Genomic DNA, 12,467 nt, shown 5'->3' with positions numbered 1-12,467 from the left:
CCCCCGCGCCAGGGAGAGACGCTGGCCACGATGGGTAAGCCCGCACGGGGACAAGCCCTCTGCGGTCACGAGTGGAGGAGGCGCACATCATGATGCGACCGGTCGCCGTCGGAGTGGACGGCTCCGCCGAGAGCCTGGCAGGCGTCGCATGGGCGGCGCGGGAAGCGCTCCGGCGCGATCTGCCGCTGCGTCTGGTGCACGCCTGGGACTGGAACCCGCGGCCCACGTCCCCCATGCCGGCCAGCCCCGCCCAGCGCGGCCTGGCCCAGCGCATTCTGCACGATGCCGGGGACAGTGTCCGGCGGGCGCACCCCGAGCTGCGGGTCACCGAGGACCAGATCGAGGCCCCGGCCGCCACCGCCCTGTTGGAGACCGCCGAACGGTCCGAACTCCTGGTGCTCGGCTCGCGCGGGCTCAGCGGCCTCACCGGATTCCTGGTCGGCTCGGTGGCACTCGGCGTCGTGGCGAAGGCGGTACGGCCCGTCGTCCTCGTACGGGCGGGGGAGCAGCCATCCGACGAGCACCTCCCGGCGGACGACGGCAGCCCGTCGCTGGGCACCGGCTACCGCGACGTGGTGCTGGGCCTGGATGTGGGCGACCCGTGCGACGAGGTCATCGAGTTCGCCTTCGAAGCGGCCCGGCTGCGCGGCGCGCGGCTGCGGGTCGTCCACGCCTGGCACGCCCGCTCGCCGCTGAAGGCCGGTCCTGGCGAGGTCGGTCTGGTGGACGACCCCCGTCAGCGCGAGGAGTGGCGCGGGTTCGTGAACGCGGTCCTGCACCTGTGGCGCGGCAAGTACGCCGAGGTCGAAGTCGCCGAGACCATCGTGCGGGGCAGGGCCACCACCGCGCTGCTGCGCGCGGCCAGCGGGGCGAGCCTGCTTGTCGTCGGCAGGCGCATGGCCGAGCGGCCCGTGGGTCCACACACGGGTCCGGTCACGCACGCGGTGATCCACCACGTCGACTGCCCCGTCGCCGTAGTACCGCACAGCTAAGGCGCACCCACAGCTAAGGCGCACCCGCAGCCAGGGCGCACCGCGCAGCTGAGCGGCACCGAAGAGCCACCCGGGCGCAGGCCCGGGTGGCTCAGCGGCTCAGCGGCTCAGAGGATCGCGCCGGGCGTGTACCCCGCGGCCTCCGGGCGCTGCTTCACGATCTCCTCGATACGGGACACCACGGCCGCGACCTGGTCGCCCGCCGCGCCCGTGAAGGACAGCTTGTCGGCCATCAGCGCGTCCAGCCCGGCCCGGTCCAGCGGAATCCGCTCGTCCGCGGCGAGCTTGTCGAGCAGCTCGTTGCGCTCGGCGCCCTGCTCGCGCATCGCCAGGGCGGATGCCACCGCGTTCTCCTTGATGGCCTCGTGCGCCAGCTCACGGCCCACACCGCCACGCACCGCGCCCATCAGGACCTTGGTGGTGGCCAGGAACGGCAGATAGCGGTCCAGCTCGCGGGCGACGACGGCGGGGAACGCGCCGAACTCGTCCAGCACGGTCAGGAAGGTCTCAAGGAGCCCGTCGAGCGCGAAGAACGCGTCGGGCAGGGCCACCCGACGCACCACCGAGCAGGAGACATCGCCTTCGTTCCACTGGTCGCCCGCCAGCTCGCCGGTCATCGACGCGTACCCGCGCAGGATGACCATGAGGCCGTTGACGCGCTCGCAGGAGCGGGTGTTCATCTTGTGCGGCATGGCGGACGAGCCGACCTGGCCCGGCTTGAAGCCCTCGGTCACCAGCTCGTGCCCGGCCATCAGCCGAATCGTCTTCGCGGTCGACGACGGCGCCGCGGCCAGCTGCACCAGCGCGGTGACGACCTCGTAGTCCAGCGAGCGCGGGTAGACCTGGCCGACCGAGGTGAACGCCTGCGAGAAACCGAGGTGCCCGGCGATCCGCTGCTCAAGCTCGGCCAGCTTCGCGGCGTCCCCGCCCAGCAGGTCCAGCATGTCCTGCGCGGTGCCGACCGGGCCCTTGATGCCCCGCAGCGGATACCGCTCCAGCAGCTCCTCCAGCCGCCCGTACGCCACCAGCAGCTCGTCCGCCGCGGTCGCGAAGCGCTTGCCGAGCGTGGTGGCCTGCGCCGCCACGTTGTGCGAGCGGCCCGCCATCACCAGCTCGCCGTACTCGCCCGCCAGCTTCCCGAGCCGGGCCAGCACCGCCACCGTACGGTCGCGCATCAGCTCCAGCGAGCGGCGGACCTGCAGCTGCTCGACGTTCTCGGTGAGGTCGCGGGACGTCATGCCCTTGTGCACGTGCTCGTGCCCGGCGAGGGCGTTGAACTCCTCGATGCGGGCCTTCACATCGTGCCGGGTCACCTTCTCGCGCTCGGCGATCGAGGCCAGGTCGACGGTGTCGAGCACGCGCGCGTAGTCATCGAGCGCGGCGTCCGGCACCTCGATCCCGAGGTCCTTCTGCGCGCGCAGCACGGCAAGCCAGAGCTGGCGCTCCAACTTCACCTTCTGCTCGGGGGACCAGAGGGCGGCGAGCTCCACCGAGGCGTAGCGGCCGGCAAGAACATTGGGGATGCGAGGCTTCGCAGACACAGCAGTCACAGTCGGCCATTCTACTGGCGGTTTGTGCAGGCCAGCGCCCCGGCCTGGTTCGTACGTTGCTACGACTTGATCGGGTCGAACGGCAGCAGCTCGGGGCGCTTGGGCGGGAGCCCGTCGCCGGATGAGCGGCCCGTGAGGCGGCGGCCGATCCACGGCCCCAAGTGCTCCCGGGCGAACCGTGCGTCGGCCTTGCGCCGGGTCAGCCAGCCCGGCAGCACCGGGGGCGGCAGCGGCGCCTGCCAGTCGTCCTCGGGCTCGTAGCCGAGGGTCTGCCAGACGGCCTCGGCGACCCTGCGGTGTCCATCGCCGGTCAGGTGCAGCCGGTCCACGTCCCACATCCGCCGATCGCCGAGCACATCGGCGCCGTACAGGTCGACCACCAGCGCACCGTGCCGGGCGGCGAGCGTGTCGATGTGCGCGAACAGCTCCTCCATCCGGGGCCGGAAGCGCTCCAGGACCGGCCCCTGCCGCCCCGGGCTGCGCATCAGCACCAGCTGCTCGCACGCCGGTGCCAGCCGCAGGACCGCCTCTTCGAGGAGGTCCTTCACCCGTACCATGTCGCACTTGGGGCGCAGTGTGTCGTTCAGACCGCCTACCAGGGTGACGACATCGGGCCGCATGGCCGCGGTGGCGTCGACCTGCTCGTCGACGATCTGCGCGATGAGCTTGCCGCGTACGGCGAGGTTCGCGTACCGGAACCCGGGCTCGCGTGCCGCCATCCGGCCCGCCAGGACATCGGCCCAGCCGCGGTAGGAGCCGTCGGGCAGGCGGTCGGACATGCCCTCGGTGAACGAGTCGCCGACCGCGACAAGACTGGTGTAGGTGGCATTCATCTGCATGGCGGGAGCGATGCTATCCCGCGGCGGGGTCGGCGGCACGGCGCGGGCCGACCCATGGGGGATCTGCCGGGCACGGCTCGGAGCCGCGGCCGATCATGGAGTGACGTACCGTGTGCGCATGTCCGTCGTCGCCATGATCGCCGTTCTCGCGCTCGGCCTGCTGCATGTCTACATCCTGGTCCTGGAGATGTTCCTGTGGACCAGCCCCCGGGCGCGGGCCGCCTTCGGCACGACGGAGGAGTTCGCCGCCTCGACCAAGGCGCTCGCCGGCAACCAGGGCCTCTACAACGGCTTCCTGGCCGCCGGGCTGCTGTGGGGCGCCTTCGCCTCCGACCCGGTCGGCTTCCAGGTGCGGATCTTCTTCCTGATCTGCGTGGCCGTCGCCGGGCTGTACGGCGCCGCGACGGCGTCTCGCAAGATCCTCTTCGTACAGACCGTCCCGGCCCTGATCGCGCTGGCGCTGGTCCTGCTGGCCCACTGAGGCCGACCGGACGCGCCGACCGACCCGGACGCGCCGACCGACCCGGACGCGCCGACCGACCCGGACGCGCCGCGGTGCCCGCCGCTAGGGGGCGTCTCCCCGATCTTCGCGGGCCCGCGACGCCTGGCACGCGCCCCCAAGCTCTCGACTGCTTCCCCAAGCTCTCGGCTGCGCTCGAGCAGGGGAGACCCCATTGAGCAGGGAGGGACCCCCTTCGACGCACGGCCGAATCACCCAAGTACGTCCAGTACGAGGGCGATCCGGCCGTACGCCGATGCACCGCACCGCGAGACATCAGCTGCTTCGCAGCGGGCGCAGGCTGATCCGCGAAGATCGGAGAGACGCCCCCTAGGCGGACTGGCCGAACAGCTCCCGCAGGACGTCCTCCATGGTGACCATGCCGGAGAGACGGCCGTCCTCGCCGAGCACCGCCGCCACATGGGTGCGGCTGCGCCGCATGGCGGTCAGCACGTCGTCCAGCGGCGTGGCCTCCCGGACCCGGGCGATCTGCCGCATCTCCCGTACCTGGAACGGCAGATCCCGCGGCATGGCGTCCAGCGCGTCCTTGACGTGCAGATAGCCGACGATCCGCAGGCCCGAGTCGACGACCGGGAACCGGGAGAACCCGGACTCGGCCGAGAGCTGCTCCAACTGCTCCGGGGTCACCCCGACCCGCGCGTACACGACCCGCTCCAGTGGCAGCACCACGTCGGCCACCGGGCGGCGGCCCAGCTCCAGCGCGTCGTGCAGCCGCTCGCGGGCGCGCGCGTCGATCAGCCCCGCCTCGCCGGAGTCCTTGACCAGCCGGGCGAGTTCGTCGTCCGAGAAGGTCGCGGTCACCTCGGTCTTGGGCTCGACGCGCAGCAGCTTCAGCAGCCCGTTGGCGAAGGCGTTGATGGTGAAGATCACCGGGCGCAGCGCCCGGGTCACCGCCACCAGCGGCGGGCCGAGCAGCAGCGCGCTGCGCACCGGCTCCGCGAGCGCGATGTTCTTCGGGATCATCTCGCCCAACAGCATGTGCAGATACGTCGCCAGGGCCAGCGCGATCACGAACGAGATCGGGTGGACCAGGCCGTGCGGCACACCGACCGCGTCGAACACCGGCTCCAGCAGATGCGCGATCGCGGGCTCCGCGACCACACCCAGGACCAGCGTGCACAGTGTGATGCCCAGCTGGGCCGCGGCCAGGACGTGCGACACGTGCTGCAGGCCCCACATCACACTGCGGGCCCGCCGGTCGCCCTGTTCGGCGCGCGGCTCGATCTGGCTGCGGCGCACCGAGATCAGCGCGAACTCGGCGCCGACGAAGAAGGCGTTGGCGACCAGGGTCGCGAAGCCGATCAGCAACTGGACGACGATCATCGCGTTCCCTCCGTGGTCTCCTGGGTGGCGTCGGCGGCCGGCGCGTGCAGCAGCAGCCGGGCCGCGCGGTGCCCGGTCGCGTCCACCACGTCCAGCTGCCAGCCGGTGACCTCGATCGTGTCGCCGACGGCCGGGATACGGCCGAGCTCGGTGGCGACCAGGCCCGCGAGGGTCTCGTACGGGCCGTCCGGCGCACGCAGCCCGATCTTCGCCAGCTGGTCCATGCGTGCGGCACCGTCGGCCGAGTACACCTTGCGGCCCTCGGCGTCGTCACCGGCCGGGGCCAGGTCGGGCGTCTCGTGCGGGTCGTGCTCGTCCCGCACCTCGCCGACGACCTCCTCGACGATGTCCTCCAGCGTGGCGACCCCCGCCGTACCGCCGTACTCGTCGATCACGACGGCCATCGTGCGCTTGCTCGACAGCCGGTCGAGCAGCCGGTCGACGGTGAGTGACTCCGGCACCAGCAGAGGTTCGCGCAGCAGCTCGGAGACGGGGAAGCGCGCCCTGCGCTCGGCGGGCACCGCCAGGACGTCCTTGATGTGCGCCACGCCGACGACCGAGTCGAGGCTGTGGCGGTAGACGGGGAAGCGGGACAGCCCGGTCGCCCGGGTCGCGGAGGCCACATCCTCCGCCGTCGCCTGTACGTCCAGGGCCATCACCTGCACGCGCGGGGTCATCACGTTCTCCGCGGTCAGGTCGGCGAGGTTCAGGGTGCGGACGAACAGTTCGGCGGTGTCCGCCTCCAGCGCGCCGGCCTTCGCCGAGTGGCGGGCCAGGGCCACCAGTTCCTGGGGCCCGCGGGCGGACGCGAGCTCTTCCGTGGGCTCCATGCCGAAGCGGCGCACCGTGCGGTTCGCGGTGTTGTTGAGATGGGTGATCAGCGGGCGGAAGGCGGCGCTGAACCAGCGCTGTGGGGTCGCCACCCGCTTGGCGACGGCCAGCGGCGTGGAGATCGCCCAGTTCTTCGGCACCAGCTCGCCGACGACCATCAGGAAGACCGTCGACAGGGCCGTACCGATGACCAGGGCGATGGAGTGCGACGCCGAGTCCGGGACACCGACGCTCTCCAGCGGCCCCGCGATCAGCTTGGCGATCGAGGGCTCGGCGAGCATGCCGACGATCAGGTTGGTGACCGTGATGCCGAGCTGGGCGCCGGAGAGCTGGAAGGTGAGGCCGCGCACGGCCTTCAGCGCACTGGCGGCGCCGCGCTCCCCGCGCTCGACGGCACCTTCGAGTTCACTGCGCTCCACGGTGGTCAGCGAGAACTCCGCCGCCACGAAGGCGCCGCAGGCGAGGCTGAGCAGTACGGCCAGAGCGAGGAGGAGTACTTCCGTCATCGGGTCACCTCCGTCCCATGATCGGACAGAGCGGTGGTGACGGCGCGATATCGGGTACTAGGAGGCTCGCCCATGGGCGGACGCTCACACCTTTCAAGAGAGGGCAGACGTTTCACCCATGGTAAACGAGCGGCAAAGCGCGGTGGTGGGCGCGGGCGCCGTGCTCAGTCGGTGAGCGGTTTGACCCAGCGCCGCCACTGGTTCTCGGGTTGGTACCCGGCCGCCCGCCACGCGTGGTGGGCCAGCTCGTTGCGCTCCAGCACCATCGCGTCCCCGCGGCGCCCTCCGAGGCGTACGAAACGCTCCTCCGCGGCGGCGAGCAGCGCGGCTCCGATGCCTTGCCGCCGGTGCTCCGGATGCACCGCGAGCCGGTACAGATGGCAGCGCCAGCCGTCGAAGCCGGCGATCACCGTCCCGGCCAGCTCGCCCGCGCGCTCGGCGAGGATCAGCGCCTCGGGGTCCCGGGCGAGCAGTCGCTCCACACCGTCGCGGTCGTCGCTGATGCTGTTGCCCTCGGCGGCGCTCTTCCAGAAGGCGAGCACCGCGTCGAGGTCCTGGGGCGCGGCGGCCCGTATCCGAAGATCGTTCATGAGCCCTATCCCATCACCGGGCGGGCCGTTGCGCCGTGGATTTCGGTATGTGGGCAGGGCAGTTCGCCGATCACCGGCTGAGGACGTCCAGGTCGGCCGACGGGGGCCGACCTGGACGTCACGATCAGGCGAGGTCGAACCGGTCCAGCTCCATCACCTTGTTCCACGCCGCGACGAAGTCGTTCACGAACTTCTCCTTCGCGTCATCGCTCGCGTAGACCTCCGCGAGCGCGCGCAGTTCGGAGTTCGAGCCGAAGACGAGGTCGGCACGGCTGCCGGTCCACCTGACCTTGCCCGTGGCGGCGTCGCGGCCCTCGAACGTGCTCGCGTCCTCGGACGTCGCCTTCCACGTCGTGCCCAGGTCGAGCAGGTTGACGAAGAAGTCGTTGGTCAGCGCCCCGGGGGTGGCGGTGAAGACGCCGACCGGTGACTCCTGGTGGTTCGCGCCCAGGACGCGGAGGCCACCGACGAGGACCGTCATCTCGGGGGCGCTCAGGGTCAGCAGGTTCGCCCGGTCGAGCAGCAGGTACTCGGCCGGCAGCCGGTTGCCCTTACCGAGGTAGTTGCGGAACCCGTCGGCGGCCGGCTCGAGCGCGGCGAACGACTCCACGTCGGTCTGCTCCTGCGACGCGTCCGCACGACCCGGCGTGAAGGGGACCTGGATGTCGAATCCGGCGTCCAGGGCGGCCCTCTCGACCCCCGCACCGCCGGCGAGCACGATCAGGTCGGCGAGCGAGACCCGCTTGCCGCCACTCTGGGCGGCGTTGAAGGTCGCCTGGATGCCCTCCAGGGTGCGCAGCACCGTCTTCAGATGGTCGTGGTTGTTGACCTCCCACCCGATCTGCGGCTGGAGGCGGATGCGCGCACCGTTGGCGCCGCCGCGCTTGTCGCTGCCACGGAAGGACGAGGCCGACGCCCACGCGGTGGACACGAGCTGCGAGACCGACAGGCCCGAGGTGAGGATCTGGCTCTTGAGGGCAGCGATGTCCCCGGCGTCGACGAGCTCGTGCGTCACCGCGGGCAGCGGGTCCTGCCACAGCAGCGTCTCGCTCGGCACCTCCGGGCCGAGGTAGCGCACGATCGGGCCCATGTCGCGGTGGGTCAGCTTGAACCACGCCCGGGCGAAGGCGTCCGCGAACTCGGCGGGGTTCTCGTGGAAGCGGCGGGAGATCTGCTCGTACGCCGGGTCGATTCGGAGCGAGAGGTCGGTCGTCAGCATCGTCGGGGCGTGGCTCTTCGACGGGTCGTGGGCGTCGGGTACCGTGCCCGCTCCGGCGCCGTCCTTGGGCCGCCACTGGTTCGCGCCGGCGGGGCTCTGGAACAGTTCCCACTCGTAGCCGAACAGGATGTCGAAGAAGCTGTTGTCCCAGGTCACCGGGGTGTTCGTCCACGTACCTTCGAGGCCGCTGGTGATCGCGTCGCCACCCTTGCCGGTCCCGAAGGAGTTCCGCCAGCCGAGGCCCAGTTCCTCCATCGGGGCGGCCTCGGGGTCGGGGCCGACGCTCTCCGACGGGCCCGCGCCGTGGGTCTTGCCGAAGGTGTGGCCGCCCGCGATCAGGGCGACGGTCTCCTCGTCGTTCATCGCCATCCGGCGGAACGTCTCGCGGATGTCGCGGGCCGCGGCGATCGGGTCCGGGTTGCCGTTCGGGCCCTCGGGGTTGACGTAGATGAGGCCCATCTGGACCGCGCCGAGTGGGTCCTCCAGCTCTCGGTCGCCGGTGTAGCGCTCGTCGTCGAGCCAGGTGGTCTCGGGACCCCAGTAGACGTCCTCGTCGGGCTCCCAGACGTCCGCACGACCGCCGGCGAAGCCGAAGGTCTCGAAGCCCATCTGCTCCAGGGCGACGTTGCCGGTGAGGATCATCAGGTCGGCCCACGAGAGGTTCTTGCCGTACTTCTTCTTGACCGGCCACAGCAGGCGGCGGGCCTTGTCGAGGTTCCCGTTGTCCGGCCAGCTGTTGAGGGGCGCGAAGCGCTGCTGCCCGGCGCCCGCACCGCCGCGGCCGTCGCTGATCCGGTACGTGCCCGCGCTGTGCCACGCCATCCGGATCATGAACGGGCCGTAGTGGCCGAAGTCGGCCGGCCACCAGTCCTGCGAGGTCGTCAGTACCTCCGCGATGTCCCGCTTCACTGCCGGGAGGTCGAGGGTCTTGAACGCCTCGGCGTAGTCGAACTCCTCGCCGAGGGGGTTGGCCACGGCGGGGTTCTTGGCAAGGATCTTCAGGTTGAGCCGGTCCGGCCACCACTGGCGGTTTCCGCCGCCCTGGGTCGGGTGCGGAGCGCGCCCGTGCGCGACCGGGCAGCCACCTGTGCCCTCCGCTGGTGTGTCAGTGACGATTGCCTCGTGGTTCTCGGACATGGGAATCCTTCCGGATTTGGCGTATCACGGCGCACAGAACTGCGGGCGGTGGAACAGTCGGGGCACAAGCTTCCATTGCTGACCTCGGCCTCGCCGACCGGTTCGCCTCGACACCGAGGTGCTGGACTCTTCTTGTCCCTTGGCTATCGCCAGAACCGATCCTACGATGGAGCAAATCCAAGTCAAGAAGGTTGCCAAACCCGTATCCCATCGGACCCCGCACGCTCACGGGTAAAGTCCGCGCGTCCCACCGAACCTGAAGAGGTGAAGCGATATGAGTGACCTGCTGCGGCGACTGCGAGGGCGTGGCTGGCGGATGACCTCCCAGCGGCGTGTCGTTGCGGAGGTCCTCGACGGCGACCACGTGCACCTCACGGCCGACGAGGTGCACGCACGCGCGGCCGATCGGCTGCCCGAGATCTCCCGGGCGACCGTCTACAACACCCTGGGCGAGCTGGTCTCCCTCGGTGAGGTCATAGAGGTCTCCACCGCGGGCCGCGCCAAGCGCTACGACCCCAACGCACACCATCCGCACCACCACCTGGTGTGCTCGACCTGCGGCACCATCCGCGACGTGCACCCCACCGGCGATCCGCTGGGCGAGCTTCCGACGGCCGAACGCTTCGGCTTCACGGTCTCCGAGGCCGAGATCACCTACCGCGGACTGTGCCCGTCCTGCGCCTGAGGGGCGTACCGCCTGTGCCTGAGGGGCGTACCACCTGCGCCTGAGGGGCGTCCCGCCGCTCAGTCGCCGTCGACGAGCTTGATGCCGGCGGCCACCGGCAAGTGATCGCTGCCGGTGGCGGGCAGAGTCCAGACGTCGGTAACCGTCGCCGAGCGGGCCATGATGTGGTCGATCCGGGACAGCGGGAACGCCGCCGGCCAGCTGAAGGCGAAGCCCCCTCCCGCCGAGCGCACCTGCGAGGTGACCGGGGCCAGCCCGCGGTCGTCCACCGTGCTGTTGAGGTCTCCCAGCAGGATCACCTGGTCCAGCTTCTCGGCGGCGATGGCCGCGCCGAGGAGCTCAGCGCTGTCGTCCCGCCAACCGGAACGGAAACCGTTCCATCGCACGCGGACCGAGGGCAGGTGGGCGACGTACACCGCGATCTCGCCCCATGGCGTACGGACGCTGGACCGCAGCCCACGGCTCCAGCCCTCCCCGATCCCCTCCGGCTTGATGTCCATCGCCCGGGCGTCGGCCAGCGGATATCTCGACCAGAGCCCGACGCTGCCCTCGACCGCGTGGTAGGGGTACTCCGCGGCCAGGGTTTTCTCGTAGACCGGCAGGGCGGAGGGCGTCAGCTCCTCCAGAGCGATGAGATCCGGTGCGGCCGTGATCAGGGCACGCGCGGTGCCCGCGGGGTCGGTGTTCTCGTCACTGACGTTGTGCTGGAGCGCGGTGATGTCGTGTGCGCCGGTGTCCGCGGGGAGCAGCAGCCCTCCGAAGTGGTGCGCCCAGATGGCCGCGGGCAGGACCAGGGCCACCAGCGCGGTGACCGAGCGGCGCAGCAGCGCCAGACCGAGCAGGACCACCACGGCCAGGCCGAGCCAGGGCAGGAATGCCTCCAGCAGGCTGCCGAGGCGGGCTACGGTGTTGGGCACGGCGGCGTGGAAGGCCAGCAGACCGGCGGTCAGCACGGCAAGCGCCGCGAGAACACGACCACGCGCCCAGGGCGACCGGCCTCTCGCGTCCGTGCCCCAACGCCACCGGTCGCCGGGCCGCAGCCGCCGCCCGAGCGCCGCGGCCTTCGACCTCGGCGCCACCCAGCTGTTCGCCCGCCCCACCAAGTCCCACCCCTCTGCCTCGGACACATCCGCGTCCTGCGGCCACGAGCAGCACGACGTGCCCGCTACGACGCATAGTCCGCTGACCAGGTTCCAGACCGCAAACGCGGAATTCCACGGGTGGGCCGCAGCAAGCGACTGCTGCTGGAGCGGGCCCGGTCGCAGACCCCGGCGGAGGCCGAGGACAACGACGAGGCGGTGACCACGACTGGACTGGCTCACCGAATTCGCGGACCGACTGGCGGAGTTGCTCACGGAGCACGCCCAAGAACGCCCTGGCAGATCAGGGTAAGGAGCGGTATGATCACCGCGATGATGACTCATTCTGCTCACAGATTGGGGGTCCCATCCGCGCAAGGTGAGTGCTGATGCTCACTCAGACCGCGAACAGGGATTCCCGACTTTCCTCCTGGCGCCTTACTTCCTGGCACCTTTCCTTCTGGCTGCGCGTACGTGAGTTCGCCGTGCCGCCGTCCATGATCGAGACTGCGACCGCCCGCCGCTGTACCGGGGACTGGGCGGGGGCGTGTGCCGCCGCAGGCATCGATGTCGATCTCAACCTTCGTTCCGTGGCGCGTATCCGTGGCCAGGAACTAGCAGCTCAAGTCCGGGCCGATCTCCGTCATTTGGCGCCTGACCTGTTGCGTTGGCACATGCCGAGGATCGCTCCCAACGGGCTGCTGCGCCCAGGTCTGACCCTCTCGCTGGCTCGGTACGACGCCACGGGGCGTGACGGTGCGAGCCCGGTGCACCTCGTGGCCCGGACTCCGCCTGCCTGGGCGGACGCCGGGCAGCGGATCAGCCTCGCGCTGTGGGACGGGGCCGACTTCGAGGTCGGCGCCTCCTGCCATCCGCACCCTCGTCCTCACCAGCGGTTCCGCCTCGACCTGCATCGCCATCTGTGGGACGCGCGCAGGACCGATGAGCTGCGGATCCGGTCCGGGGCCGATCGGCCACCCGCCGACGACGGCCCTGAGCCGGACCCGGAGTTGCCCGGGTCGGTGCCGCAGGGGCGTCGCTGCGCCGTTGACCGGTGGGCGGCCGAAGCGGGGATTCTCCTTCACGACGAAGGGCGGTCCACCGGCACCGTCATCGTGCGCCTGGGGGCCCGGCGTCGGCTGGCCGTGGACCTGGTCGCGGACGCGGACGAGGGCGAGGGCGGGGACGGGGGCGGA

10 protein-coding genes and 1 pseudogene are annotated in these 12,467 nt (G+C 71.0%); 4 read left to right on the top strand and 7 right to left on the bottom strand.

Annotated elements, in window-relative coordinates; all coding sequences use genetic code 11:
- Positions 1 to 89: 89 nt before the first annotated feature.
- Positions 90 to 992 (top strand): universal stress protein, encoded by a 903-nt coding sequence (locus tag U9R90_RS01635; protein WP_411054545.1) that lies wholly within the window; start codon positions 90 to 92, stop codon positions 990 to 992.
- 107 nt (positions 993 to 1,099) lie between these two features.
- Here the strand turns inward: U9R90_RS01635 and purB are convergent, their stop codons facing one another.
- Together purB and U9R90_RS01625 are read right to left on the bottom strand one after the other, a co-directional pair.
- Positions 1,100 to 2,542: an adenylosuccinate lyase gene (gene purB, locus U9R90_RS01630; protein ID WP_411054544.1), complete on the bottom strand. Its 1,443-nt coding sequence runs from the start codon at positions 2,540 to 2,542 to the stop codon at positions 1,100 to 1,102.
- 59 nt (positions 2,543 to 2,601) lie between these two features.
- Positions 2,602 to 3,381 carry an SGNH/GDSL hydrolase family protein gene (locus U9R90_RS01625; protein WP_411054543.1) on the bottom strand — a complete coding sequence of 260 codons (780 nt, stop codon included), beginning with the start codon at positions 3,379 to 3,381 and terminating at the stop codon, positions 2,602 to 2,604.
- Positions 3,382 to 3,499: 118 nt separating this feature from the next.
- Between U9R90_RS01625 and U9R90_RS01620 the strand changes: the two genes are divergently transcribed.
- On the top strand, positions 3,500 to 3,862 hold the full coding sequence (locus U9R90_RS01620; RefSeq protein ID WP_411054542.1) for a DUF1304 domain-containing protein: 363 nt from the start codon (positions 3,500 to 3,502) through the stop codon (positions 3,860 to 3,862).
- Positions 3,863 to 4,210: 348 nt separating this feature from the next.
- Here U9R90_RS01620 and U9R90_RS01615 read toward each other — a convergent pair whose 3' ends face one another.
- The 4 genes from U9R90_RS01615 to katG all read right to left on the bottom strand — a co-directional run bounded on the left by U9R90_RS01615 (position 4,211) and on the right by katG (position 9,507).
- Positions 4,211 to 5,224: a hemolysin family protein gene (locus U9R90_RS01615; protein ID WP_411054541.1), complete on the bottom strand. Its 1,014-nt coding sequence runs from the start codon at positions 5,222 to 5,224 to the stop codon at positions 4,211 to 4,213.
- A complete protein-coding gene (locus U9R90_RS01610; protein ID WP_411054540.1) occupies positions 5,221 to 6,561 on the bottom strand; it encodes a hemolysin family protein in 1,341 nt (446 codons plus the stop codon). The genes U9R90_RS01615 and U9R90_RS01610 overlap by 4 nt, the downstream gene beginning before the upstream one ends.
- Before the next feature lie 164 nt (positions 6,562 to 6,725).
- Positions 6,726 to 7,151, bottom strand: coding sequence for a GNAT family N-acetyltransferase (locus tag U9R90_RS01605; RefSeq protein ID WP_411054539.1), 426 nt, complete (start codon positions 7,149 to 7,151; stop codon positions 6,726 to 6,728).
- A gap of 124 nt (positions 7,152 to 7,275) precedes the next feature.
- Positions 7,276 to 9,507 (bottom strand): catalase/peroxidase HPI, encoded by a 2,232-nt coding sequence (gene katG, locus U9R90_RS01600; protein ID WP_411054538.1) that lies wholly within the window; start codon positions 9,505 to 9,507, stop codon positions 7,276 to 7,278.
- Positions 9,508 to 9,781: 274 nt separating this feature from the next.
- Between katG and U9R90_RS01595 the strand changes: the two genes are divergently transcribed.
- Positions 9,782 to 10,192, top strand: a complete 411-nt coding sequence (locus U9R90_RS01595) for a Fur family transcriptional regulator (protein WP_411054537.1) — start codon at positions 9,782 to 9,784, stop codon at positions 10,190 to 10,192.
- 59 nt (positions 10,193 to 10,251) lie between these two features.
- On the opposite strand, the gene U9R90_RS01590 is transcribed toward U9R90_RS01595, so the two are convergent.
- Positions 10,252 to 11,232 (bottom strand): endonuclease/exonuclease/phosphatase family protein, encoded by a 981-nt coding sequence (locus U9R90_RS01590; protein ID WP_411057602.1) that lies wholly within the window; start codon positions 11,230 to 11,232, stop codon positions 10,252 to 10,254.
- Positions 11,233 to 11,660: 428 nt separating this feature from the next.
- Between U9R90_RS01590 and U9R90_RS01585 the strand changes: the two are divergent.
- A pseudogene (locus U9R90_RS01585) lies at positions 11,661 to 12,467 on the top strand (hypothetical protein); the annotation flags it as partial.

This window comes from Streptomyces sp. E11-3, from assembly GCF_046540415.1.
Lineage (GTDB): Bacteria > Actinomycetota > Actinomycetes > Streptomycetales > Streptomycetaceae > Streptomyces.
This window is presented reverse-complemented; position numbering and strand designations above follow the sequence as displayed.